The sequence below is a fragment of the Mesorhizobium shangrilense genome, assembly GCF_028826155.1.
GTDB classification, from domain to species: Bacteria; Pseudomonadota; Alphaproteobacteria; order Rhizobiales; family Rhizobiaceae; genus Arvimicrobium; species Arvimicrobium flavum.
The window spans coordinates 1,393,000-1,415,066 of sequence record NZ_JAQGPN010000001.1 but is presented as its reverse complement, the minus strand read 5'-3'; the positions used below and the strand labels follow the sequence as shown (position 1 = coordinate 1,415,066).

The 22,067-nt window shown below is 65.1% G+C and carries 18 protein-coding genes; 3 read left to right on the top strand and 15 right to left on the bottom strand.

Features of this window, described 5'->3' with window-relative positions; translation table 11 throughout:
* The first annotated feature begins 130 nt into the window (after window positions 1-130).
* Together PD284_RS07000 and PD284_RS06995 are read left to right on the top strand one after the other, a co-directional pair.
* Window positions 131-1,018 (top strand): DMT family transporter, encoded by an 888-nt coding sequence (locus tag PD284_RS07000; protein ID WP_274627496.1) that lies wholly within the window; start codon window positions 131-133, stop codon window positions 1,016-1,018.
* Window positions 1,019-1,102: 84 nt separating this feature from the next.
* A complete protein-coding gene (locus PD284_RS06995) occupies window positions 1,103-1,999 on the top strand; it encodes a fructose bisphosphate aldolase (protein ID WP_274627495.1) in 897 nt (298 codons plus the stop codon).
* A gap of 91 nt (window positions 2,000-2,090) precedes the next feature.
* On the opposite strand, the gene PD284_RS06990 is transcribed toward PD284_RS06995, so the two are convergent.
* The 5 genes from PD284_RS06990 to PD284_RS06970 all read right to left on the bottom strand — a co-directional run bounded on the left by PD284_RS06990 (window position 2,091) and on the right by PD284_RS06970 (window position 8,004).
* Window positions 2,091-2,801, bottom strand: coding sequence for a class I SAM-dependent methyltransferase (locus PD284_RS06990; RefSeq protein WP_274627494.1), 711 nt, complete (start codon window positions 2,799-2,801; stop codon window positions 2,091-2,093).
* A 202-nt stretch (window positions 2,802-3,003) separates the two neighbouring features.
* The gene (serA, locus tag PD284_RS06985; RefSeq protein ID WP_274627493.1) at window positions 3,004-4,602 is read right to left on the bottom strand and encodes a phosphoglycerate dehydrogenase; all 1,599 of its coding nucleotides are present in this window, start codon (window positions 4,600-4,602) and stop codon (window positions 3,004-3,006) included.
* 165 nt (window positions 4,603-4,767) lie between these two features.
* The gene (locus PD284_RS06980; RefSeq protein WP_274627492.1) at window positions 4,768-5,943 is read right to left on the bottom strand and encodes a phosphoserine transaminase; all 1,176 of its coding nucleotides are present in this window, start codon (window positions 5,941-5,943) and stop codon (window positions 4,768-4,770) included.
* A 193-nt stretch (window positions 5,944-6,136) separates the two neighbouring features.
* The gene (locus PD284_RS06975; RefSeq protein WP_274627491.1) at window positions 6,137-6,976 is read right to left on the bottom strand and encodes an outer membrane protein; all 840 of its coding nucleotides are present in this window, start codon (window positions 6,974-6,976) and stop codon (window positions 6,137-6,139) included.
* A gap of 188 nt (window positions 6,977-7,164) precedes the next feature.
* On the bottom strand, window positions 7,165-8,004 hold the full coding sequence (locus PD284_RS06970) for an outer membrane protein (RefSeq protein WP_274627490.1): 840 nt from the start codon (window positions 8,002-8,004) through the stop codon (window positions 7,165-7,167).
* Window positions 8,005-8,378: 374 nt separating this feature from the next.
* Between PD284_RS06970 and cml the strand changes: the two genes are divergently transcribed.
* Window positions 8,379-9,587, top strand: coding sequence for a CmlA/FloR family chloramphenicol efflux MFS transporter (gene cml, locus PD284_RS06965; RefSeq protein ID WP_274627489.1), 1,209 nt, complete (start codon window positions 8,379-8,381; stop codon window positions 9,585-9,587).
* 94 nt (window positions 9,588-9,681) lie between these two features.
* On the opposite strand, the gene glmM is transcribed toward cml, so the two are convergent.
* The 10 genes from glmM to PD284_RS06915 all read right to left on the bottom strand — a co-directional run bounded on the left by glmM (window position 9,682) and on the right by PD284_RS06915 (window position 22,058).
* Window positions 9,682-11,034, bottom strand: coding sequence for a phosphoglucosamine mutase (gene glmM / locus PD284_RS06960; RefSeq protein ID WP_274627488.1), 1,353 nt, complete (start codon window positions 11,032-11,034; stop codon window positions 9,682-9,684).
* A 125-nt stretch (window positions 11,035-11,159) separates the two neighbouring features.
* Entirely contained in the window at window positions 11,160-12,227 is a 1,068-nt protein-coding gene (locus PD284_RS06955; protein ID WP_274627487.1) for an SO2930 family diheme c-type cytochrome, read from the bottom strand.
* A gap of 7 nt (window positions 12,228-12,234) precedes the next feature.
* The gene (locus tag PD284_RS06950) at window positions 12,235-13,524 is read right to left on the bottom strand and encodes a parallel beta-helix domain-containing protein (protein WP_274627486.1); all 1,290 of its coding nucleotides are present in this window, start codon (window positions 13,522-13,524) and stop codon (window positions 12,235-12,237) included.
* A gap of 270 nt (window positions 13,525-13,794) precedes the next feature.
* Window positions 13,795-15,735, bottom strand: coding sequence for an ATP-dependent zinc metalloprotease FtsH (ftsH, locus tag PD284_RS06945; RefSeq protein ID WP_274627485.1), 1,941 nt, complete (start codon window positions 15,733-15,735; stop codon window positions 13,795-13,797).
* Window positions 15,736-15,840: 105 nt separating this feature from the next.
* Window positions 15,841-17,157 carry a tRNA lysidine(34) synthetase TilS gene (gene tilS, locus PD284_RS06940; RefSeq protein ID WP_274627484.1) on the bottom strand — a complete coding sequence of 439 codons (1,317 nt, stop codon included), beginning with the start codon at window positions 17,155-17,157 and terminating at the stop codon, window positions 15,841-15,843.
* Window positions 17,151-18,185 carry a tol-pal system protein YbgF gene (ybgF, locus tag PD284_RS06935; RefSeq protein WP_274627483.1) on the bottom strand — a complete coding sequence of 345 codons (1,035 nt, stop codon included), beginning with the start codon at window positions 18,183-18,185 and terminating at the stop codon, window positions 17,151-17,153. Before ybgF ends, tilS begins: the two co-directional genes overlap by 7 nt.
* A gap of 204 nt (window positions 18,186-18,389) precedes the next feature.
* Window positions 18,390-18,740 (bottom strand): hypothetical protein, encoded by a 351-nt coding sequence (locus PD284_RS06930; RefSeq protein WP_274627482.1) that lies wholly within the window; start codon window positions 18,738-18,740, stop codon window positions 18,390-18,392.
* 118 nt (window positions 18,741-18,858) lie between these two features.
* Complete coding sequence (gene pal / locus PD284_RS06925) at window positions 18,859-19,365, bottom strand: peptidoglycan-associated lipoprotein Pal (RefSeq protein ID WP_274627481.1); 507 nt, start codon at window positions 19,363-19,365, stop codon at window positions 18,859-18,861.
* Window positions 19,366-19,563: 198 nt separating this feature from the next.
* Window positions 19,564-20,817 carry a Tol-Pal system beta propeller repeat protein TolB gene (gene tolB, locus PD284_RS06920; protein WP_411956254.1) on the bottom strand — a complete coding sequence of 418 codons (1,254 nt, stop codon included), beginning with the start codon at window positions 20,815-20,817 and terminating at the stop codon, window positions 19,564-19,566.
* A 95-nt stretch (window positions 20,818-20,912) separates the two neighbouring features.
* Window positions 20,913-22,058, bottom strand: coding sequence for an energy transducer TonB family protein (locus PD284_RS06915; RefSeq protein ID WP_274627479.1), 1,146 nt, complete (start codon window positions 22,056-22,058; stop codon window positions 20,913-20,915).
* Between the last annotated feature and the right edge of the window lie 9 nt (window positions 22,059-22,067).

Here is a 22,067-nt window from a genome sequence, read left to right as displayed (position 1 = left end):
GTCGAAACCCCGCCATCCTGGTGCAGGAGACAAGCCGGTCGCCCCGAGCGACACGGGATTGCCGCCTGCGTGCATTTACAGCCGAGCGTCGTCGTCCTAGGCATGATCCATTACATACCGGACCGATCTATTGCCCAGCCGAAACGCCTACATCCTCCTGCTGCTCACCGCGCTCTTCTGGGGCGGCAATGCCGTCGCCGGCAAGCTCGCCATCGGCCACATATCGCCGATGGTGCTCACTGCAGCCCGCTGGGGGTTTGCCTTCCTCGTCCTGCTGGCGATCGGCTGGCCCAAGCTGCGCCAGGATTGGCCGAAGATCCGGTCGCAATGGCTGCTGCTCGCCATTCTGGGCGCGCTCGGCTTCACCATATTCAACGTTGCGCTCTATACCGCACTGCTCTTCACGACGGCCATCAACACCAGCATCGAGCAGGCCGGCATGCCGCTGGTGATCTTCGTCGCCAACTTCCTGCTATTCGGCATGCGCGTGACCGGCGCGCAGGTGCTCGGTTTCCTTATCTCGATCGTCGGCGTTGCGCTCACAGCGAGTCACGGCAACCCGGCCCGCCTGCTCGAACTCGACCTCAATTTCGGTGACGCACTGATGCTGGTCGCGGTTCTCGTCTATGGCGCCTACACGGTGGCGCTGCGATTCAGGCCCGAAATCCATTGGAAAAGTCTGATGATCTCGCTCACCTTCGCGGCCTTCGTGACCTCGCTGCCCTTCGTGATCGCCGAAGCAACCTATGGAACTGCGAAGCTCCCCGATGCATCCGGCTGGCTCATCGTCGCCTACACGGTCATCTTTCCGTCGATTCTCGCGCAGGTGTTCTACATCCGCGGCGTCGAGCTCATCGGCAGCAATCGCGCCGGCGTCTTCGTGAATCTCGTGCCGATCTTCGGGACCCTGCTGTCCATCGTGATCCTCGGAGAGGAGTTCCATCTCTATCATGCGGCCGCCCTCGTCATGGTTCTTGGCGGCATATGGCTGGCAGAGCACGGCCGCCCGCGAGCCTGAGCAGGCCTGCGACTGCAGGGCAGTTGTGCGAGGGCGGACCCCCGTGACACTATTCCCGTCACACGCTGACAAGGAGGAAGACAGATGGTCGACGCCGCCGTGATCACGCAATTGTCCTCGAAGCCGGGGTTCATCGCCGCACTCGACCAGAGCGGCGGCTCGACGCCCGGCGCTCTGCGCCAGTACGGCGTCAAGGAAGACGCCTACAGCGGCGAGGACGAGATGTTCCGCCTTGTTCACGAGATGCGCCTGCGCATCATGGGCGCGCCCTCCTTCACCGGAGACAAGATCCTCGCCGCGATCCTGTTCGAGCGCACCATGGACGGCCTGGCCAACGGCAAGCCGGTCCCGACCTATCTCCGGGAAGATCGCGGCGTTCTTCCCATCCTCAAGGTTGACAAGGGGCTGCTGCCCGAAGCGGACGGCGTCAGCCTGATGAAGCCGATGCCGGATCTGGACAGCCTGCTGAGGCGGGCCTCTTCACTCGGTGTGGTCGGCACCAAGATGCGCTCGGTCATCAACCTGGCCGACAGGAAGGGCATCGCGGCCGTCGTCGACCAGCAGTTCGACGTAGCCGGGCAGATCGGGGACCATGGCCTCGTTCCGATCATCGAGCCCGAGGTATCGATCAAGAGCCCCGACAAGGCGGCTGCCGAAGCCATCATGCGCGACGAGATCCTGCGCCGGCTTGAAAAGGTCCCAGGCGACCGCAAGGTGATGCTGAAGCTGACGATTCCCAGCGAGGCGAACTTCTATGGGCCGCTCGTCGATCACGACCGTGTCGCCCGCGTCGTGGCGCTTTCCGGCGGCTATTCCCGCGACGAGGCGTCCCGCCTGCTCGCCCGGAACCGCGGCATGATCGCCAGTTTCTCCCGCGCGCTCGTGGAGGATCTGCGGGCAAGCATGTCCGATGCCGAGTTCCAGGCGGCGCTGGCGCGCTCGATCGACCAGATCTTCGAGGCGTCCACGACGAAACATTGAACCGGGATGCGTCTTTCGACGCTCCTCCTCCAACCACGCTCGACCTTGCCGCGTCGGGTCCGCGGCAACGCCGGTTCGGGCTGGCCAGTCACTATCCGCGGATGGCGATGATCGACTTGTTGAGCGTCATCACCTTCTCGAACGTCACAGTTGCGTCGGGGAAAAGCGAGCGCATCTGGCCGGCGCCGATCAGCCGATGGTGCTGGATGATATCCGTCGCTTCCGCGCGATCGGGCACCTTGTGGAAGAAGCCCAGCGAGAAGCGGCGCAACAACGCCACGCGCACGAACTCGGGCAGGTATTGGAAGCCGGGAAAGCGGAAATGCGGTTCGTAGGGGAACCAGAAGTTGGGCGTCTGCACGTAATAGCGCGGCGCAAGCCGCCTGACATTGGACGCGAAGCGCGCCATGTCGTCGAGGTTGCCGACATGCTCGATCGTCGAGTTCGAATGAACGAGGTCGAAGGTCCTGCCGGCCATGAGGCTGAGATCGGTGGCGTTCCCAACCATCGAGGCGAACATGGCTTGATCGTCCACCGCCTCCAGTTCCAGGTTCACGAGCGTTATGTTGATCCGGCCGCGATTGCGCTGCAGGAACTCGTCGCCGATCAGCCAGTAGAGTTCGGTGCCGCCCAGGTCGACGATGTCGCACGACCCGCGTTCGTCCAGCACCTTCTGGATCAGGCGCTGCACGGCGACGAAGCGCTTGGAACGGAAGCCGAATTCGAGGCTGTCGCGATTCGCGTGCGGATTGGGCTTCGCCGGCTCCTGCGGGAGCGAGGGCGACGCAATTCGATCATCCATTCGAGCGTCTTCCAAAGCAATGCACTACGCCTCGCCATTAGCACTTTGGCGGAGCGATGGAGCCCTACATCTGGCCGTGCGCTGTAAATACCAGTTGTTCGTTAACAGGAAAGCGCGGCTCCGTTCCCGCAACCGCGCCTCCTTCAAGGAAAAACCGTCCAACATCCGGGCCGCCGCTCGCTGCGACGACCCCATCGGCGCGTCAAGCAGTCGCCACGTCGAAGCGCAGCCGCTTTGCTGAGTCGATCTTGGCATGCGCCTGGAGTTCGGCCAGCACGTTCTCGGGGAACGGTGCGTCGAGATAGAGCAGCGCGATCGCGTCGCCGCCAGGCCGGTCACGTCCAAGCTGGAAGTTGGCGATGTTGACGCCGTGGGTGCCGCAGATCGAGCCAAGCAGGCCGATGATGCCCGGCGCGTCGGGGTTCGTCGTGTAGAGCATGTGCTCGCCGACCTCGGCATCGAGGTTGATGCCCTTGATCTGGATGAAGCGCGGCTTGTGGTCGGAGAAACACGTGCCGGCGATCGAGCGCGTCATGTGCTCGGTCTTGACCGTCAGCTTGATGTAGCCGTCGAACACGCCCGACTTGTCGCGCTTGATCTCGGCGACGATGATACCGCGCTCCTTCACCATGATCGGCGCCGACACCATGTTGACGTCGGAAACCTGGGGACGGATCAGTCCGGCGAGCGCCGCGCTGATCAGCGCCCGCGTGTTCATTTGGGCGGTCGAGCCGTCGAACAGGATCTCGACCTCCTTGATCGGGTCCTCCGTCACCTGTCCGACGAACGCGCCCAGCACCTCGGCCAGCTTGACGAACGGCTTCAGGCGCGGCGCTTCCTCGGCAGTGATCGAGGGCATGTTGATGGCGTTGGTGACCGCGCCCTTGATCAGGTAGTCCGACATCTGCTCGGCGACCTGCAACGCGACATTCTCCTGCGCCTCCGTGGTGGAGGCGCCGAGATGCGGCGTCGCCACGACATTCTCCAGGCCAAAGAACGGGCTTTCCGTCGCCGGCTCCGTCTCGAAGACGTCGATGCCGGCTCCCGCCACCTTTCCGCTCTTCAGGGCGGCCAGCAGGTCGGCTTCGACGATCAGTCCGCCGCGCGCGCAGTTGATGATGCGCACGCCGTCCTTCATCTTGGCGATGGAATCGGCGTTGATGATGTTGCGGGTCTTGTCGGTCAGCGGCGTGTGAAGCGTGATGAAATCGGCCCGGGCGAGGAGCTCGTCCAGCTCCACCTTCTGCACGCCCAGTTCCTCGGCTCTGTCCTCCGAGAGGAAGGGGTCGAAGGCGACGACGTGCATCTTCAGGCCGACGGCCCGGGTGGCCACGATCGAGCCGATGTTGCCGCAGCCGATCACGCCGAGCGTCTTGCTGGTGATCTCGACGCCCATGAAGCGGTTCTTCTCCCATTTGCCGGCATGGGTCGAGGCGTTCGCCTCGGGGATCTGGCGGGCGAGCGCGAAGATCATGGCGACGGCGTGCTCCGCCGTCGTGATCGAGTTGCCGAAGGGCGTGTTCATCACGATGATGCCCTTGCGGCTGGCTGCCGGGATGTCGACATTGTCGACGCCGATGCCGGCGCGTCCGATCACCTTGAGGTTCGTCGCTGCGTTGATCAGCTTCTCGGTGACCTTGGTGGCCGAGCGGATGGCCAGGCCGTCGTACTGGCCGATCACCTCGAGCAGCTTGTCCTTGTCCTTGCCCAGATCCGGCAGGTAGTCGACGTCGACGCCGCGATCCTTGAAGATCTGAACGGCGGTGGGGGAGAGTTTGTCGGAAACGAGAACGCGAGGCATTTCTTCAATCCTATCAAGTTTGCAGACCCCTCACCCGTCGCCGTCGGCGACACCTTCTGCCACAAGGGGAGAAGGGAGGGCGCCGTCCCCTCTCCCCTACGGGAGAAGGTGGCCGAGCGAAGCGAGGTCGGATGGGGGGTGTTCCATGGAACACCCACGATAAAATCAGGCCGCTGCCTTCAGCGCGGCTTTCTGGGTCTCGAAGGCCCAGTCGAGCCAGGGCATCAGCGCTTCGAGATCGGACGTCTCGACGGTCGCTCCGCACCAGATGCGCAGGCCGGGAGGCGCATCGCGATAGGCGCCAATGTCATAGGCAACCCCTTCCTTGTCCAGCGCCGAGACCATGGCCTTGGCGAAGGCCGCCAACGCTTCCGCGCCAAGCGACGTCACCGCAGGATCGACGATGGACAGGCACACCGAGGTATTCGACCGGGTCGCCGGATCGATGGCGAGGTTGCCCAGCCAGTCGCTCTGCGCGACATGCTTCTCGACAACGGCCGCATTCGCGTCAGCCCGTGCGATCAGCGTGTCCAGGCCGCCGATGGATTTCGCCCAGTTGAGCGCATCGATATAGTCCTCGACGCAAAGCATCGAAGGCGTGTTGATGGTCTCGCCCTTGAAGATGCCCTCGATCAGCTTGCCGCCCGAGGTCAGCCGGAAGATTTTGGGCAGCGGCCAGGCCGGCTTGTAGGTCAGCAGCCGCTCGACGGCACGCGGGCTGAGGATCAGCACGCCATGCGCCCCCTCGCCGCCCAGCGCCTTCTGCCAGGAGTAGGTCACCACGTCGAGCTTGGCGAAATCGAGCCGCTGGGCGAACGCCGCGGAGGTGGCGTCGCAGATGGTGAGGCCCTTGCGGTCGGCCGGGATGAAATCGGCATCGGCGACGCGCACGCCGGAGGTGGTTCCATTCCAGGTGAACACGACATCGCGGTCGAAGTCGATCTTGGAGAGGTCCGGCAGCTCGCCATAGGGCGCTTCGAACGTGCGCACGTCGGCCAGCTTCAGCTGCTTGACCACATCGGTCACCCAGCCGGCGCCAAAGCTTTCCCAGGCGACCATGTCGACGCCGTGCTCGCCGAGCAGCGACCAAAGCGCCATCTCGACCGCGCCGGTGTCCGAGGCCGGCACGATGCCGATCCGGTAGTCAGCGGGAACTTGAAGAACCTCGCGGGTCAGGTCGATCGCAAGCGCGAGCTTGTCCTTGCCGATCTTGGCGCGGTGCGAACGGCCGAGCGGGGCATCAGCGAGCCCCTCGAGCGACCAGCCGGGTCGCTTCGCGCAAGGTCCAGAAGAGAAATTGGGGTTTGCCGGACGGAGTCCGGGCTTCGTAGTACTCGTCATCGTGGCTATCCTTCCAGATAGAAAGCCCCTCGTTGGGGAGGGGTGTCCCACGGACGGCGATATGCGGGCAGCCCGCTCACGTCAAGAAAATTATGCGGCTGCCACTGGGACAAAAGCGTCGCGTGGCGGCAGGGCCACAACGGAAAAGGGCGGACCGAAGCCCGCCCTTTCGATAACAGAATGTCTATCCAGCCTACCAGAGGTCGTAACGCAAGCCGATCCGCACCTCATGCTGCTCCAGGTCGCCGTCGCGCCCCTGGATGCCGGTGGCCCCGACAGCCGCCGAGCCCGCATCCCAGTCGAACATGTCGCCCTTCTCGATCTGGCGGTAACGGTAGCCCAGGTCGACCTTCAGGTTCTTGTTGATTGCGTAGGCGACGCCGGCCATCGCCTGCCACGTGAACCGCCACTCCTTGGCCCCGCCGTTTTCCGACAGGCCGAGATAGCTTCCGGGGCAGTTGCCGCCGACGCAGTAGAACTTGCTGTCGAGCTCGCTCCAGCTGACATAGGTGTAGCCAGCGCCGGCGCCGACATAGGGCGTGAAGCCCGCAACCGTACCGAGATCGACATAGCCGTTCGCCATGAAGCTGATGGCCGAAACGTCCGCCCGGTCCTCCGAGCGGCAGCCGGTCCCGGCCAGCATCGGCGTGCACGGCAGCGCGCTGAAGGTCTGGCCGTTCATGCGCGTCCGCATGCCGTCGACGGTGAAGTCGGCCCGCAGGAGGTCGTTGAAATGGTAGCCGAAACCCGCGCCGAAGGTGAACGGCTCCTTCAGGTCGACCTCGTCGAAACGCGCCGAGCCATAGGTGCCGGTGCCTGCATCAAAGGTCCGGTACGTATAGCTGTCCGTCTTTTGCGAGAAGACATAGCCGATGTCGCCGCGCAGATACCATCCCGAGCCCACCTCGACCGGCACCACTTCGGGAGCCTCGTCGATGATGATCGGCGGCTCGTAGTCGGCCGCCATCGCGACGCCAAAGGGCATCAATGCTGCGCCCAGCAGCGAAACAGCAATGCGCTTTCCGAAATTCATTTCGCCCAGCTCCCCGGAAGCGGCGATCCTGTTGCGGGATCGCTTGTCCTGAGCATTGTTAACCATAGTAGTTAAGCCCGGGTTAAGGATAACCAAGGGTTGTCTAGGGAAGTGCGAAAGGGAGCGTCGCCCAAACGAAAACCGCCCGGCACAGGCCGGGCGGTCCGCAATCTCGGTGTGAGGCAGGTCTATTTGTAGACCACCGGCTCCGGCGGCGGTTCGTAGGCGACCGTCTGCGGCACGTAGCAGTTGCTGTTGCCGCCGAAGCTGTAGCGCAGGCCGGCGCGCACTTCGTGGATGTTGAAGCCGTCGTCGAAACCCGGACCCGCGCCGAGCGAGACGCCCGACGACGAGTATTCCTCGAACATGCGGCCACCCTCGACATTGGTGTAGCGATAGCCGCCGTCCAGCGCGAGACGATCCGTCAGGCAGTAGGAAGCGCCGGCCATCAGCGACCAGGCAAAGCGCCAGCCCGCCGCGCCCTTGTGCAGGTTGTCGATGCCGGGATCGATCGTGTTGCGCAGGTCGTCCCACTTCACGTAGGCGCCGCCGATGCCGGCGCCCACATAGGGCGTGAAGCCGGCATAGGTGCCGAGATCCACATAAGCGTTGGCGAGCAGCAGGAACGCCGAGTAGGACGACGTGTCCACCGACACCGAGAACGGATCCGACGTCTGCCCGTCGAAGTCGGAATCGAAGAAGTAGTCTGCGGTAAGGTCGGTGCGGAAGTAGTTGGTGACCTGGTAGCCCACGCCCGCGCCGAGCGTCATCGCGCCCTTCAGGTCGTAAGAGTCGAACGACTTCTCCCCCGGAATGCCGCCACCGTAGGTGATGTAGTCGACGCCGCGCAGGTCGGACCATGCGTATCCGATGTCGCCGCGGATGTACCAGCCGTTGTAGGCCGGCTGCTCGACGACCACGGGGGCCGGCTCGTACGGAGCGGGTTCGAAAGCGTCGGCAGCGTATGCCGGCGCGGCGATGCCCGCCATCAATGCGGCATATGCGAGCCGCTTCGCAAATTTCTGCATGAACGTCACCCTCTGCCGACCCGGCAGGAGCCCCCCCGGGATAGTTGTACTCGCGGGCGAGTATTGAGGGGAAAAGTTAAATCGCACTTAACCCTAACGCTTAACCACACTTGTTTACCGCCGCAAACGCCGACGTTCGGACATCGACTGCCGGTTGCTGTGCCCGAGGGTTGTGCGTTGCTGGGGCGGCTGGTATCGGAACCGTCTCGCCGGCCCGGCCGGCAATGAAATCGGACACGCGCCATGGGTTCCAAGAAAGCAGATCGCTAGGCCGCAGCAACCTTCCACGTTGTTGCGGCAGTCTGTCCGGTTCCGTCCCGGGAGAGCGGAGTAGACCGCCGTCGAATGTCATTCATTTGAGCGGATGCTTCGTCATGCCCACTTTTCCGGTCCGTCCTTGGACCTACACGCTTCCCTGCGCGCTGGCGCTTCTGGCCCCCTTCAACCTTCTCGCCTCTCTAGGCATGGACATCTACCTGCCGGTCGTGCCGGCGATGCCGGGAATTCTCGGCGCCACGCCGGCGATGATCCAGATGACCCTGACCCTCTACATGGTCTTGCTCGGCGTAGGGCAGCTTCTGTTCGGGCCGATCTCGGACCGGCTGGGCCGCCGGCCCGTGCTGATCGGCGGCGCACTTGTCTTTGCGGCAGCCTCGCTCGGCCTCGCGGCGACATCCTCCGCAGGCCTGTTCCTCGGCCTTCGGCTCTTCCAGGCAATCGGCGCTTCGGCGATGCTTGTGGCGCTCTTCGCCACAATCCGGGACGTCTACGCGGAACAGCCGGAAGGCGCCACCATCTACAGCCTGATGAACGCCATGCTGGCCTTCGTACCGGCGCTCGGACCGATAGCCGGCGCGCTGATCGCCGAATGGTTCGGCTGGCGCGGCGTCTTCGTCGCGCTCGGCATTCCTGCGCTGGCGATGCTCGTGCTGGTGCTTCCCGCCTGGCATGAGACACGGGCGGTGAGCGCAGGGCCACGCAGGATGGCATTCGGCAAGGTTCTGCGCAGCGCGTCCTTCTGGGCCTATACCTTCACGTTCGGTACAGCCATGGGCTCGTTCTTCGTGTTCTTTTCCACCGCGCCGCGCGTCTTGATCGAGAAGGCCGGCTGGTCGGAAATCACCTTCAGCCTTGGCTTTGCGACGGTAGCGGTCGCCATGATAGCGACCACGCGCTTCGCGAGGCGCATGATCGATCGCTGGGGAACGGCCGGCAGCGCCATGCGGGGCGCCGCGCTGCTGCTCGCCGGCGCTGGCCTGCTGCTTGCTGGCGCGCTGGCGGGCGGGCCTTCGCTCTGGACGTTCGTCGCCCCCATGTGGCTGGTTGCCGTCGGCATCGTCGTGACGACGTCCGTCACCGCGAACGGAGCGCTGGCCGAGTTCGGCGACATCGCGGGCTCGGCGGTCGGCCTGCACTTCTGCATCCAGAGCATCATTGTCGGTGTGGTGGGGACGGCGTTCGTCGTCGCCCTTGGCGGCGATACCGTGTGGCCGCTGATCGCCAATGTCGCAACCATGTCGGCGCTCACACTGATGGCGCTGTTCCACATCAGCGGCAAAAGGCAGGCGGTCCCGCGCACCTGATTCTTGCGCGACACTGCTGTGGACGCGCCGCGCAACCGCGCGGCGCTGCCGCCGGCGTCGCGATCAGGGCTTGGAGTTCCCGGAGGAACGCTGGTCAGGCAGCCGACTTGAGTTCCGCGATCACGCCGACGATGTCATCCACCACGGTCTCGACCAGCGTAGGGTCGTCCGCCTCGGCCATGACGCGGATCACCGGCTCGGTGCCGGAAGGGCGGATGACGAGGCGGCCGCTGGAGCCGAGGCGCGAGCGCGCATCCTCGATCGCCGACTTCACCAAGGCATTCTCGAGCGGCTTGTCACCCGAGAACCGTACGTTCTTGAGCACCTGCGGCACCGGCTCGAACTTCTTGGCGACCTCGCTCACCGGCTTGCCTGCGCGCTTCACGCAGGCCAGCACCTGCAGGGCCGACACCAGGCCGTCGCCGGTGGTCGAGAAATCGGACAGCACGATGTGGCCGGACTGCTCGCCACCGACGTTGAAGCCGTGCGCGCGCATGTGCTCGACCACGTAGCGGTCGCCGACCTTGGTGCGCTGGAGCGACAGGCCGATGTCGCCGAGGAAGCGCTCGAGGCCGAGGTTGGACATCACCGTCGCGACGATGCCGCCCCCGGCGAGGCGACCGCTCTGGTTCCAGGATTCGGCGATCATCGCCATGATCTGGTCGCCGTCGACCACGCTGCCGTTCTCATCGACGATCAGCATGCGGTCGGCGTCGCCGTCGAGCGCGATGCCGACGTCGGCGCGCACCTCGTGGACCTTCTTCTGCAGGCTTTCCGGATGGGTCGATCCGCATTCCTGGTTGATGTTGAAGCCGTTCGGCTCGTCGTTGATCGTCACGACGTCCGCGCCGAGTTCCCACAGCGCCGCCGGCGCCACCTTGTAGCCGGCGCCGTTGGCACAATCGATCACGATGCGAAGACCCGACAGCGACATGGAGCGCGGCAGGGTGCGCTTGGCGAACTCGATGTAGCGGTCATGCACGCCGTCGACGCGCTTGGCGCGGCCGAGCGAATCCGTGTCGGCGAGCTTGATCTCGATCTCCTCGTCTAGCATCGCCTCGATGCGCCCCTCGATCTCGTCGGAGAGCTTGTAGCCGTCGGGGCCGAAGAGCTTGATGCCGTTGTCGTGGTAGGGGTTGTGCGAGGCCGAGATCATCACGCCGATGTCGGCGCGCAGCGAGCGCGCGAGCATAGCGACGGCTGGCGTCGGCACCGGGCCGAGCAGGAACACGTCCATGCCCGCCGCACAGAAGCCCGCGACCATCGCGTTCTCGATCATGTAGCCCGAAAGGCGCGTGTCCTTGCCCAGCACGACGCGATGGCGATGCTTGCCGCGATGGAACGACATCCCCGCGGCCATGCCGACCTTCATCGCAACTTCCGCGGTCATCGGAAACTTGTTCGCTTGTCCGCGAATGCCGTCGGTTCCGAAATAGCGCTTTGACATCTATGGGCGTCCCACCGAATCTCAGTCAGCGCATATGCCATATCGGCCGCGCCGTCAGGCATCACTTTGTGTGATTATTTATTACGAAACCTTAGAAAAGCGTGCATTTGCAACAGGGTTAATCCCTACTTGAGGGATGAAATCCACGCGCTCAGCAGCGCCACGGCATCGGGATCGGCGAGATGGCGGCCGAGCTCCGGCATCATGACGCCGGCTTCCGTGCTCTCCACGCGATAGAGTAGGATCGACCTCTCCGGCTCGCCCGGCGCGATGTCGAAGTCGCGGCCGCCCGAGCCCTTGCCTGCCGCCACCGGCCGTTTGCGGATGCCGTAGGCCACAGGGTCCTGTTCGCCCCATGTCAGGAAAAGACCCGAATTGCTGGCCGGGCCCTCGCGGCGATGGCAATGCGCGCAATTGACGTCGAGCCAGGCCCGCGCCCGCAGATCGAGCGATGCGGCCGCATCGCGCCAGTCCGGCACGGCCGGCGCGGCGGCAGGCTCCGGCGCGCCCACGAGAACGCCCGCGGCCGCCCAGTGCCCGAGCTGGTTCTCTTCCACGCCGGCATATGAATGGTTCCGGTTCAGGTTGCGCGCCTTCGGCCCCAGCGGCACGATCTCCCCGCCCAAGGCGTGGCACCCCTTGCACTGGTTCTTGTTCGGCACCGAATAGCTGAACTGAAGCGGCGTTCCGTCGGCGGTCGTTGTCGCAATGTCCACCTTCGCCCCGGCGATCTTCAGCACCGCGTCCGTCTGCGCGTCGTTCCAGAGATAGGCCCAGGCCTGCCACCCCGTTTGCTGACGCAGCAGCACCCTCGTCTCCACCAGCCGCAGGTTCTGGTCGGGCTGCCGGTAGTCCGCAGGGAAGGCAAAGGTCTTGATCAACGCCGACCCGACCGGAAACGCGAACGCCTCGACCTCGTCGTAGATGGCCTGCTTGCCGGCTGGCACATAGACAAATCGAGTTTTCATCGCGCCGTCGGAAAAGAGCGGCGTGTTGAGATCGAAGGGGACGACGCCGGCGGCGGGCGCCTGGCCCCGCAGGTCGCCGAAGAAGCCGAACTCCGACAGCGACTTTGGCGGCGATTTGGCGAGAATGAGATCGTCAGCCGGTGCCGCATCCGCGCTCATGGCCGCGGCGATGCACAAGAGGGCGGCCGCTGCGCCGGCCGCGAAGCCTTCCGCCAACCAGCGCATCGTGCGCCTACGCCCCGCCGTCCTGCGGAAGCTTGACCGGCGCGGGCTCCGGCAGACTGCCCGCATAGGCCGAGATATCCTTGTCGGGCCACCAGCCCCAGGGCAGGAGCATGTTCGAGATGATCTTCAGGTTGGCGAAAGTCGTGCCTTCCGGCTCCGCGACATAGATGCGGTCCTCCGCCGCGACCCAGGATGCATACTCGGTCAGCTTCGTCGCACCATCCCACACGATGTCCGGAACCGGTGTCCCGGAGATTTCGCTGATGATGCTGCCGACCTCGCCGTCGGGTGCGCCGCCGCCCTCGCCGTAGACGTTGTCGTGCACGTAGACCCCGCGCGGCACGAACATGTAACTGTCGTCGTCATACTCGTTCGGGTAGGCCGCGATGAGCACATGCGTCGTACCGTTGCCGGCGAGCCGGTTGCCGAACACGTGCACGTTGCGGTTGGCCATCACCATGATGCCCATGCCCTTCGGCACCATCGCCACCGTATTGCCCCTCGGCGCGAAATTCGGCGTGTCGTTGTCGTGGACGTCATTGTCGAACACACGTACGTCGCGGCCGCCCTGCACCGGAAGGTTCGGCAGGTCGAACACCAGGATGCCGCCTGTGTTGCGCGTCGCGACATTGCCATAGACGTCGGCGCGCATGGAATTCTCGATCTCGATGCCGGCGACGTTGAACTCGGCGCGGCTGTTGCGCACGACGATGTCCTCGCTCTGGCCGACATAGATGCCGGCGTCTGCCGCGCCCTTCACGATTACGCCTTCGACCAGCACGTTCCTCGACGACACCGGATAGACGCCGTAAGCGCCGTTGTTCGCGTCGGGACCGTTTGTCCACTCGACGCGGAGATTGCGGAAGGTGATCTGGTCCGACCCCTTCGCCTTGACGCCGTCGCCCCTGGTGTCCTCGACCGCGAAATCCTCCAGCACGACCCGGTCGGAGGTCACCAGCAGCCCCTCCCCCGATCCGCTCTGGCCCTTGAAGGACAGGATCGTCTTGTCGTTCCCCACCCCCTTCACGGTCACGTCGTCGACGTCCAGCGACAGCCCCTCGGTGAGCTCGATGCGACCCTCCCCGATGCGCACAATGTCTCCCGGCTCGGCCATGATCAACGTCTCGACCAGACGCTCGGCCGCCCCTTCGCCGGCTTCGACGAGGCGCTCGGCGGCCTGGGCTGCGCCCGACAGCGCGCCATAGATCGTCATAACGGACAGGCCGATCGCGCCGATGCGCGCCAGCCGGTCCGCTGCCTGCCGGACGAAACCCTTCCCATCCCGCTTGAAGTGCATTTTAGTTCCTCCCCCTGCGGCGAGGATGAACACCACGTGTTCGGCATGTCAATGAAGCCCGCAGAACGCCGGGCCGCTATCTCACCGCGGGCAGGCCTCTTCCTCTCTTCCCGGCCAGCTGCCGGACCGGCATCGCTCGTCTCGATCGAGTGGACCAGCTCGCGAAACAGCCCCGACAGCGCCGCGCGAAAGGAAAACGCCGCGCGGTCTCCCGCGCGGCGCACAAACATTTACCTGTGGCGAGCCCGCTCGCCTGGACCGGCCTGGTCCTCAGCCTTGCGGCTGGGGCTCCATGCCGCCTTCCGGCTCTTCGCCGCCCTTCTTGCGGCGGCCGCCGGAGGCGCCGGCCTTCGGCACGGCCGAGCCGCGGCTCGGCGGCGTGTCGTCGCCCATGTCGCGCGCCGGCTTGTTGCCGGCGATCAGCTGCTTGATCTCCTCGCCCGAGAGCGTCTCGTATTCGAGCAGCCCTTCGGCGAGCGCGATCCATTCCTTCTTCTTCTTGGTCAGAACGGACTTGGCGGTGTTGTAGGCCTCGTCGATCAGGCGGCGCACCTCGGCGTCGATGATCTGCGCGGTTTCTTCCGAGACATTCTGAGTGCGAGCCACCGAGTGGCCGAGGAACACCTCTTCCTGGTTCTCGCCATAGGCCACCTGGCCGAGCTTGTCGGAGAAGCCCCAGCGCGTGACCATGGCGCGCGCCAGCTTGGTGGCCTGCTCGATGTCGGAGGAGGCGCCGGAGGTGATGTTCTCCTTGCCGAACTTGATCTCCTCGGCGACGCGGCCGCCCATCATGATCGCCAGGCGCGAGATCATGTACTTGTAGCTCATCGAGTAGCGGTCGCCCTCGGGGAGCTGCATGACCATGCCCAGCGCACGGCCGCGCGGGATGATGGTCGCCTTGTGGAGCGGATCGGCCGACGGCACGTTCAGCGCCAGGATGGCATGACCGGCCTCGTGATAGGCGGTCAGTTCCTTCTCCGCCTGGGTCATGGCAGAGGAGCGGCGCTCCGCGCCCATCATGATCTTGTCCTTGGCGTCCTCGAACTCTGCCATGGTGACCAGCCGCTTGTTGCGGCGCGCCGCCATCAGCGCGGCCTCGTTGACGAGGTTCATCAGGTCGGCGCCCGAGAAGCCCGGCGTCCCACGCGCGATGACCTTGAGGTCGACGTTCGGCGCCAGCGGCACGTTGCGGACGTGCACCTTGAGTATCTTCTCGCGGCCGATGATGTCCGGATTGGGCACCACGACCTGACGGTCGAAGCGGCCGGGACGCAGCAGAGCCGGGTCGAGAACGTCCGGACGGTTGGTCGCGGCGATCAGGATGATGGATTCGTTCGGCTCGAAACCGTCCATCTCGACCAGCAACTGGTTCAGCGTCTGCTCGCGCTCGTCGTTGCCGCCGCCGAGGCCGGCGCCGCGATGGCGGCCGACCGCGTCGATCTCGTCGATGAAGATGATGCAGGGCGCGTTCTTCTTGGCCTGCTCGAACATGTCGCGGACGCGGCTCGCGCCCACGCCGACGAACATCTCGACGAAGTCGGAACCGGAAATCGTGAAGAACGGCACGTTGGCTTCGCCTGCGACGGCGCGCGCGATCAGCGTCTTACCGGTGCCGGGAGGGCCTACGAGAAGGACACCGCGCGGAATCTTGCCGCCCAGCCGCTGGAATTTTTGAGGATCGCGCAGGAACTCGACGATCTCCTCCAGGTCTTCCTTGGCCTCATCGACGCCGGCGACGTCCTGGAAGGTGACACGGCCATGCGCTTCCGTGAGCAGCTTGGCCTTGGACTTGCCGAAGCCCATCGCGCGGCCCGACCCGGACTGCATCTGGCGCATGAAGAATATCCAGACGCCGAGGATCAGGATCATCGGCAGCCACGAGATCAGGTAGCCGAACAGCGTGTTGGAGCCGTCGGTCTCCGGCCGGGCGTTGATGGTGACGTTCTTCTCCTCGAGGCGCGAAACCAGCGTGTTGTCGCCCGGCGAATAGGTCTGGAAGCCGCTGGCGTTGTCGGCGTAGGTGCCCGAGATGCGGTCGCCTGCGATCGTCACGGACTTGATGCGTCCGGCGTCAAGCTCGGTGAGGAACTCCGAATAGGCGATCTCGCGCGAGGCGCCCCGCTGCTGCGGCGTCTGGAACAGATTGAACAGAGCGATCAAGAGAACGGCTATGATCGCCCACAGCGCCAGGTTGCGATAGTTCGGATTCATCAGGTGTCCCGCGGGCGCCGGATGTGCGCCCCTGCTGCATGAGTTTGGATGGGTCTAACATAGGTGGGGGTCGCCCCCTTGCCAAGAACTAGACCACGGTAGCGGTTAAGCTTCTTCCCCATTGTGGCCCGCAAATGGCGGGTTCGGAAAATTCGCCGCATCGATTAGCCGGGCCAATGTCTGCGCGAGTTCCACATCAAACGAGGGCAGGAACCTTCGCCAGGGTGCGAGCACCGGGAGCGCCCGCACATTCGGCCCCTCGCTCTGCGGCATGGTGGCGCGCGCGGCCTTGACGATGCTGGGGGGGAGCGTTGGCGATGGCCCGGCGACCTCCTGATCGGCCGGCGCTCCATGTACCCGCGCGTTCGGCGCACTGTCTTCCTCGAGGACGGCATAACGCCCGTCCCAGATCGTCCCGGGCAGCGCAGGTCCCGCCGGCGCCCCTCTACGCTCCCGGTAGAGGAACACGCCCGTCTTTCGAGCGTCGATCACCGTCCGGGAAAGCGTTGCCCGGAACGCACCCTCGCGCAGCCGGCGCAGCATGTCCGCCACCCTCCCGGCGTCGGGCAGATGCTCGACGCCGCCGACGACCGCCATCAGAGCACGAAGGGCAAGCAGCGCCCCCTCTTCATCCCCTCCCCCGGCAAAATCGGATGCAAGGCGTACCAGGCCTTGCATCGGGCGATCGGCATGGGCCTCGATCAATGCCGCGGCACGGCCGCCGAGCGCCTCTCGCGCGACTCCGGCGCGCGTCGCGGCCTCGAGCAGGGCGCCCACCCGGTGCCCGGCGGGGTCGCATAGCAGGTCGCGCCGCATCCGCGCCCGTTCATAGGTCGTGTCGAGGTTGGTCGGATCGTCGATCCAGGCCACCTCATTCTGGGTCAGAAATCGCCGCAGCGCATCGCGCCGCGTAGCCAGCAGCGGCCGCACGAGCCAGGTCTGGCCGTCGAACAGCGTCGCGGGAGCCATCCCCGCCAGTCCGCGGCCGTCGCCTCGCGCCTGGCGCATGGCGACCGTTTCCGCCTGGTCGTCGGCCGTATGCCCGGTGACGACGATATCCGAGTTCTCGCTACGCGCTGCGTCCGACAGCAGACCGTAGCGCGCCAGCCGTGCCGCTGCAGAGACGCCCCGGGACGGCTTGTCGCCGGTCCAGTTCAGCGTCCTGTGGGCAATGCCGCGCGCCGCGCAGATCCGGCCGACCGTCTCGGCTTCGAGGCGGGATTCCGGACGCAGTTGGTGATCGATGGTGACGGCGATAAGCCGCGGGGTAGCTTCGCGACGCTCCAGCCATCGTTGCAGGAGCAGCAGCATGGCGAGCGAGTCGCTGCCGCCTGATACGGCGGCGATCAGCGCCGGGCGGCGCGTCAGGTCGAAGGGGGAAAAAATCTGGTCCGGATCGAAGTCCGACCGGTGGCTCAGCACGCGGCGAGCGCCTGTTCCTGCTTGACGCGCTGCTTCAGTGCATCGGGAGCGTTGGGAAAGCGCTTGCCGACCTCGGCGAAGGTGGCGCAGGCGACGTCCTTCTGGTTCATGCCTGCCAGCGACACGCCGAGCTTGAGCAGCATGTCCGGGGCCTTCTTGGCCTTCGGGTAGTTCTTGCCTGCGGCCAGGAAGACCTCAGCCGCCTGGCTGTACTTTTGCTGCCCAAGCAGGGACTCGCCGAGCCAGTAGTTGGAATCAGCAGCCTTGGCATCTGACGGGAAGTGCGCGATGTGATCGCGGAAACCCGCTTCGGCATTCGCATAGTCACCCGACAGCACGAACTGGTAGGAGTTGCGGTAAAGCTCCTCCGGATCGTCCGTCTTGGGCAGCGCGGCGACATCGACGCCCGCGGACGGATTGTTGCCGTTGGCCTGCGGCAGCAGATCGACCGGATCGGTGGTGCTGGAGGTGACGTTGCCGTCCTTGTCCACCGTGATGGTGCCGAAGTTGCGCGGGGCTTCGCCGGTCTTCACGGTTCCGCTGGCACCGCCGGAAGCCGAACTTCCGCCGGCATCGGCTGGCGGAAGTTCCGCCAGCGAGGTGTCGTTGGTTGTCGTCGCCGGCGCGCCGCCGGCTGTTGCGCCTGCCCTGTCGGCCGGCTTCGCCGAAGGCGACTCCGCCACATTGCGGTTCTTGGAACCGCCTGCGTTGCCGGCCTTCTTCTCCAGTTCCTGCAGTCGGAACTCGTTGTCTTCCTGCATCTTGCGCATCTGCTCCTGCATCTGCAGGATCTGGAAGTTCAATTCCTCCAGCTTGCCGTTGAGCGAGCGGATCTGTTCCTCGAGCTGCATAACGCGCGGATCGCTGACTTGCGCGACCCGGATTTCGTCTGTCCGAGTCTCGAAGACGCCGGGCAGACCGGCGCCAGGCATCCGCTCAAGCAGGCCGCCGTCGTGCTGCGCAGCGACCGCTGCGCCGGAAACGAGCAGCAGCGCAAGCGTGCCGCTCAGGATTGATCGAAAGTGCATTCGTGTCTCACCGCCAATTGCGTGAATCCCATGTACGACGCCGGACCGCGAGCGGAGCGACGCATTTCCCAGATAGCAGGGCCCGAGACTTCGGCCAAATTTTGTTTCACCGTCGCTGGACATGCAAAACGCGTGGCGGTGCGCCGCATCTGCAACACATCGTTCCGGAGACGTGACGGTTTCAGCGGTCCGAAGGCTGCAGCTTCAGTTCGGGTCCACCGAAGGCAGGTTCAGGTGCTGCTCGACCCGCCGCACCCGCGCCTCGAGGTCGCTGAGGATTATGCCGTGCCCGACCACCGAGGTGTGGTATTCCATCACTGCGCGACGGAGGCCCACGATTTGCTCGCCCAGTTCCTTGCGGGTCTTCTTGTCCTCGACCTGCAACCTGGCGATGTCCGACGCTACATCTGCCCGCAGCGAACGTATCTCGGATGCGAGATCTGCCCGCAACCCGGAGAGATCCGTCTTCGTCGCCATCTCGGTACGGATGTCGCCCATCTCGGCGCGCATCTCGCGCAGCATGCGCAGGATCAGGCTCTCGGGCTCGTCGTTCATGTTGCATTGTTACCACAGTGCGCGGGAGCAACACAATCCGCCAGGGGCGGCATCCTCCGCAAAGCAAAACGGCGGCCCGAGGGCCGCCGTTGCAAAACCTGCGTCATTGAAGGCCGGCTTAGCTGCCGGCGCCGCCGAGCACGGTGACGGCGCGGCGGTTCTGCGACCAGCACGAGATGTCGTCGCAGACGGCCACCGGGCGCTCCTTGCCGTAGGAGATCGTGCGCAGACGGTTGCTCGCCACGCCCTGGCCGACCAGGAAGTCGCGGGTGGCGGCGGCGCGGCGGGCGCCGAGCGCGATGTTGTATTCGCGCGTGCCGCGCTCGTCGGCGTGGCCTTCGATGGTGATGGCGTAGTTGCGATACTGGTTCAGCCAGCGGGCCTGCTTGGCCAGCGTCGCCTGGGCATCTGCCCGGATCGCGGAGGAGTCGAGGTCGAAGAAGATGCGGTCGCCGACATTGACCGTGAAGTCCTGCGCCGAGCCGGGCGTCGCCGCGCCGGCGCCATTGAGGCCAAGGTCGGCAGCGCTGTTCGGGGTCTTCTTCGAGGCGCAGCCCGCCAGGGCCAGGCCGGCCATCAGCGCGATTGCCACAGGGTTAGTTGCCAGTTTCGCGATGCGGCGCATCCCGCCTCTCCTTCGCATTTTAAAGGTTTCGTTGAGCAACCAGTAACCACGTTTCGGTTAACTGGCTTTCAAGGAACATGGTTAAGGTTTGGTTTCTGACCGCCGTCCACGGTCGATTCGAAGTATGGATGCCTAGGCCGAAATGCGGCGCAAACACGGCGTTTGCGCCAATTTCTGCCGGACCGAGTCGCTTTGCCGCTATTCGAGCAACGGCGACCAGGCGGGATCCGACGCAAAATTCTTGCTCGGGATCGACTGTTCGTTGCGGCCCGTCAGGTCGATTGTCTTCAGCCGCGGTCCGCCCGTACCGGCCTCCTGGTTGAAGAACATCAGCACGCGGCCGTTCGGGGCCCAGGTCGGTCCTTCCTGGGAAAAGCCGGTCGACAGGATGCGTTCGCCCGACCCGTCCGTCTTCATGACGCCGATGGAGAACTGGCCGCCCGACTGCTTGGTGAAGGCGATCAGATCGCCGCGCGGCGACCACACCGGCGTCGAGTAGGAACCACCGCCGAAGGAGATGCGGGTCTGGCCCGAGCCGTCGGCGCCCATCACGTAGATTTGAGGCTGTCCGCCGCGGTCCGATGTGAACACCACCTGGCTGCCGTCGGGCGAATAAGAGGGGGAGGTGTCGATCGCGTTGGAATTTGTCAGCCGACTCGTGTTGCGGCTACGCAGGTCCATGGCGAAGATGTTGGAGTTACCGTCGTCCCGCATCAGGCTCATGATCACCTTCTGGCCATCGGGCGAGAAGCGCGGCGCAAAGGTCATGCCAGGAAACTTGCCGACCAGTTCGCGCTGTCCAGTCTCGATCTGCAGCAGGTAGACCTGCGGCTCACCGCTCTCGTAGGACATGTAGGTGATTTCCTGCCGGGTCGGCGAGAAGCGCGGCGTCAGCACGATGGCGCGGCCATCGGACAGGTAGCGCGTGTTGGCGCCGTCCTGGTCCATGATCGCCAACCGCTTCTTCCGATCGTTCCTGGGTCCGGATTCGTCGATGTAGACGACGCGGGTGTCGAAATACCCCTTCTCGCCGGTCAGCCGTTCGTAGATCGCATCGGCGATCAGGTGCGCAATACGGCGCGAATTCTGCGGGTTCGCGAAAAACTGCTCGCCGATCATCTGCTGGCCGCCGAACGTGTCCCACAGGCGAAACTCAGCGCGCAGCCGGCCATCCGCCTCCTGGCTGACGCGACCGGTCACCAGCGCCTGGGCGTTGATCACCTTCCAGTCCTCGAAGCGCGGCGCCTGGTCGGTGTTGGAGATCTTCTCGATGAAGGCTCCCTTGTCGATCGGCGCGAACAGGCCCGACCGCTTCAGGTCTGCCGAAACAATGTCCGAGATCTCGGTGCCGATGCCGCCGGAGGACAAAAAGTCCGTGATCGCGATCGGAAGCGGTTCGATGTTGCCGCGGTTGACGTCGATCTCCACCAGCGCGTGGGCGGAGGGCATCATGCCAAGCGTACCGCCAACGACAACCGTGCCAACGAGCAGAATGGCCTTGAGAAGGTTCTTCATCGCTATTCCTTGTGTGCTGTGGCCGGGCGGCGTCACATCCCCATCTCGGTGGGATCGAAATTCACGACCACCTCAGCCCAGATTTCTTCTTTGCCCGCGGGCAGGATCAGGCCGTCGCGGTCGCATTTCTGCACCGCGCGCACCGCGCTTTCGTCGAACGGACGATTGCCGCTTGACGACGCGATCTCTGGCCGGCCGTCGAGCTTGCCGGACGAATCGACGCGGAACTTCACGGACACACGCAGGCCGTCGCCGCCTTCTGCGCCGGCCGGAATCGCCCAGCAATTGCTCAACTGGTCGGACAAGGCGCCCATCTCGCTGTTGGACAGCTTTTCGCCCGTCTTCTTCTTGCCGCCGAGTGCGGCCGTCTCGGTCGAACGCTTGGCGCCGCCGCCCGAGGCTTTCTGCTTGTTGAGCAGCGCGGCGACCTTGTCCTCGCTGAATTCCTGCTCGTCCGACTTCGGCTTCGACGCAGCTTCCTTCACCGGCTTCTCTGCCGCCTTGCGGTCAGGCGCCTTGGCGGTCTGCGCTTCGGCCGGGCGCGGCCGCGATTCCGGCGTCGGCGCGGAGTCGGGAAGCTGCGCGGCCTCTTCCTTCGGCGGCTGCTCGGCCTCGATCGCCTCGGCGATGGAATCCTCCGGGGTCGGCTCGATGGCTGCCGTCTGCTCCGGTTCAGGCGCGGGCGCGGGCTCAGGCTGCTTGACCGGTTCGGGCTTCGGCGTTTCTTTCACCGGATCGGGCTTGACCTCCTGCTTGGGCGCTGGCGTCGGCGCCGCCTCGGTGGCTGGCACCGGCGTCGGCTCCTCGGCGGGCTTCGGCGTCTCTTCGTCCTTCGGCTTCTCGACCGGCTTGGGCTGCGGCGCAGGCGCGGCCGCCGTTTCGACCGGCCGCGGCTTGGCATCCGGCGTCACCGGCGCTTCGGTATCGACCGAATTCTCGCCGACCTTCTGTGCGTCGGCCACGATGTCGGGACGTCGCGTCGGCAGCGGAGCCGAGCGTTCGGCCATCGGCGCCTTCTCGTCACCCTGCGTCGCCTGGCTGAATTCCTCGACCGGGATGATGTCGACCGGCAGCGATTCCTGCTGCAGTTCGAACGGGCGCGGCGCCGACAGCGACACCAGGCCGAAGCCCAGCACCGCCACGTGCAATATCACCGATGTCGTCAGGCCAGCTTTCATCGGGCGGGA

What these genes read in the sequence shown, in the direction of transcription:
- PD284_RS06930 (WP_274627482.1), bottom strand. Translation starts at nt 18,740, where the DNA reads ATGAACGACGAGCCCGAGAGCCTGATCCTGCGCATGCTGCGCGAGATG.
- PD284_RS06980 (WP_274627492.1), bottom strand. Translation starts at nt 5,943, where the DNA reads ATGACGAGTACTACGAAGCCCGGACTCCGTCCGGCAAACCCCAATTTC.
- pal (WP_274627481.1), bottom strand. Translation starts at nt 19,365, where the DNA reads ATGCGCCGCATCGCGAAACTGGCAACTAACCCTGTGGCAATCGCGCTG.
- PD284_RS06990 (WP_274627494.1), bottom strand. Translation starts at nt 2,801, where the DNA reads ATGGATGATCGAATTGCGTCGCCCTCGCTCCCGCAGGAGCCGGCGAAG.
- PD284_RS06915 (WP_274627479.1), bottom strand. Translation starts at nt 22,058, where the DNA reads ATGAAAGCTGGCCTGACGACATCGGTGATATTGCACGTGGCGGTGCTG.
- ybgF (WP_274627483.1), bottom strand. Translation starts at nt 18,185, where the DNA reads ATGCACTTTCGATCAATCCTGAGCGGCACGCTTGCGCTGCTGCTCGTT.
- serA (WP_274627493.1), bottom strand. Translation starts at nt 4,602, where the DNA reads ATGCCTCGCGTTCTCGTTTCCGACAAACTCTCCCCCACCGCCGTTCAG.
- PD284_RS06955 (WP_274627487.1), bottom strand. Translation starts at nt 12,227, where the DNA reads ATGCGCTGGTTGGCGGAAGGCTTCGCGGCCGGCGCAGCGGCCGCCCTC.
- cml (WP_274627489.1), top strand. Translation starts at nt 8,379, where the DNA reads ATGCCCACTTTTCCGGTCCGTCCTTGGACCTACACGCTTCCCTGCGCG.
- ftsH (WP_274627485.1), bottom strand. Translation starts at nt 15,735, where the DNA reads ATGAATCCGAACTATCGCAACCTGGCGCTGTGGGCGATCATAGCCGTT.
- tolB (WP_411956254.1), bottom strand. Translation starts at nt 20,817, where the DNA reads ATGATGCCCTCCGCCCACGCGCTGGTGGAGATCGACGTCAACCGCGGC.
- PD284_RS06970 (WP_274627490.1), bottom strand. Translation starts at nt 8,004, where the DNA reads ATGCAGAAATTTGCGAAGCGGCTCGCATATGCCGCATTGATGGCGGGC.
- PD284_RS06995 (WP_274627495.1), top strand. Translation starts at nt 1,103, where the DNA reads ATGGTCGACGCCGCCGTGATCACGCAATTGTCCTCGAAGCCGGGGTTC.
- glmM (WP_274627488.1), bottom strand. Translation starts at nt 11,034, where the DNA reads ATGTCAAAGCGCTATTTCGGAACCGACGGCATTCGCGGACAAGCGAAC.
- PD284_RS06975 (WP_274627491.1), bottom strand. Translation starts at nt 6,976, where the DNA reads ATGAATTTCGGAAAGCGCATTGCTGTTTCGCTGCTGGGCGCAGCATTG.
- PD284_RS06950 (WP_274627486.1), bottom strand. Translation starts at nt 13,524, where the DNA reads ATGCACTTCAAGCGGGATGGGAAGGGTTTCGTCCGGCAGGCAGCGGAC.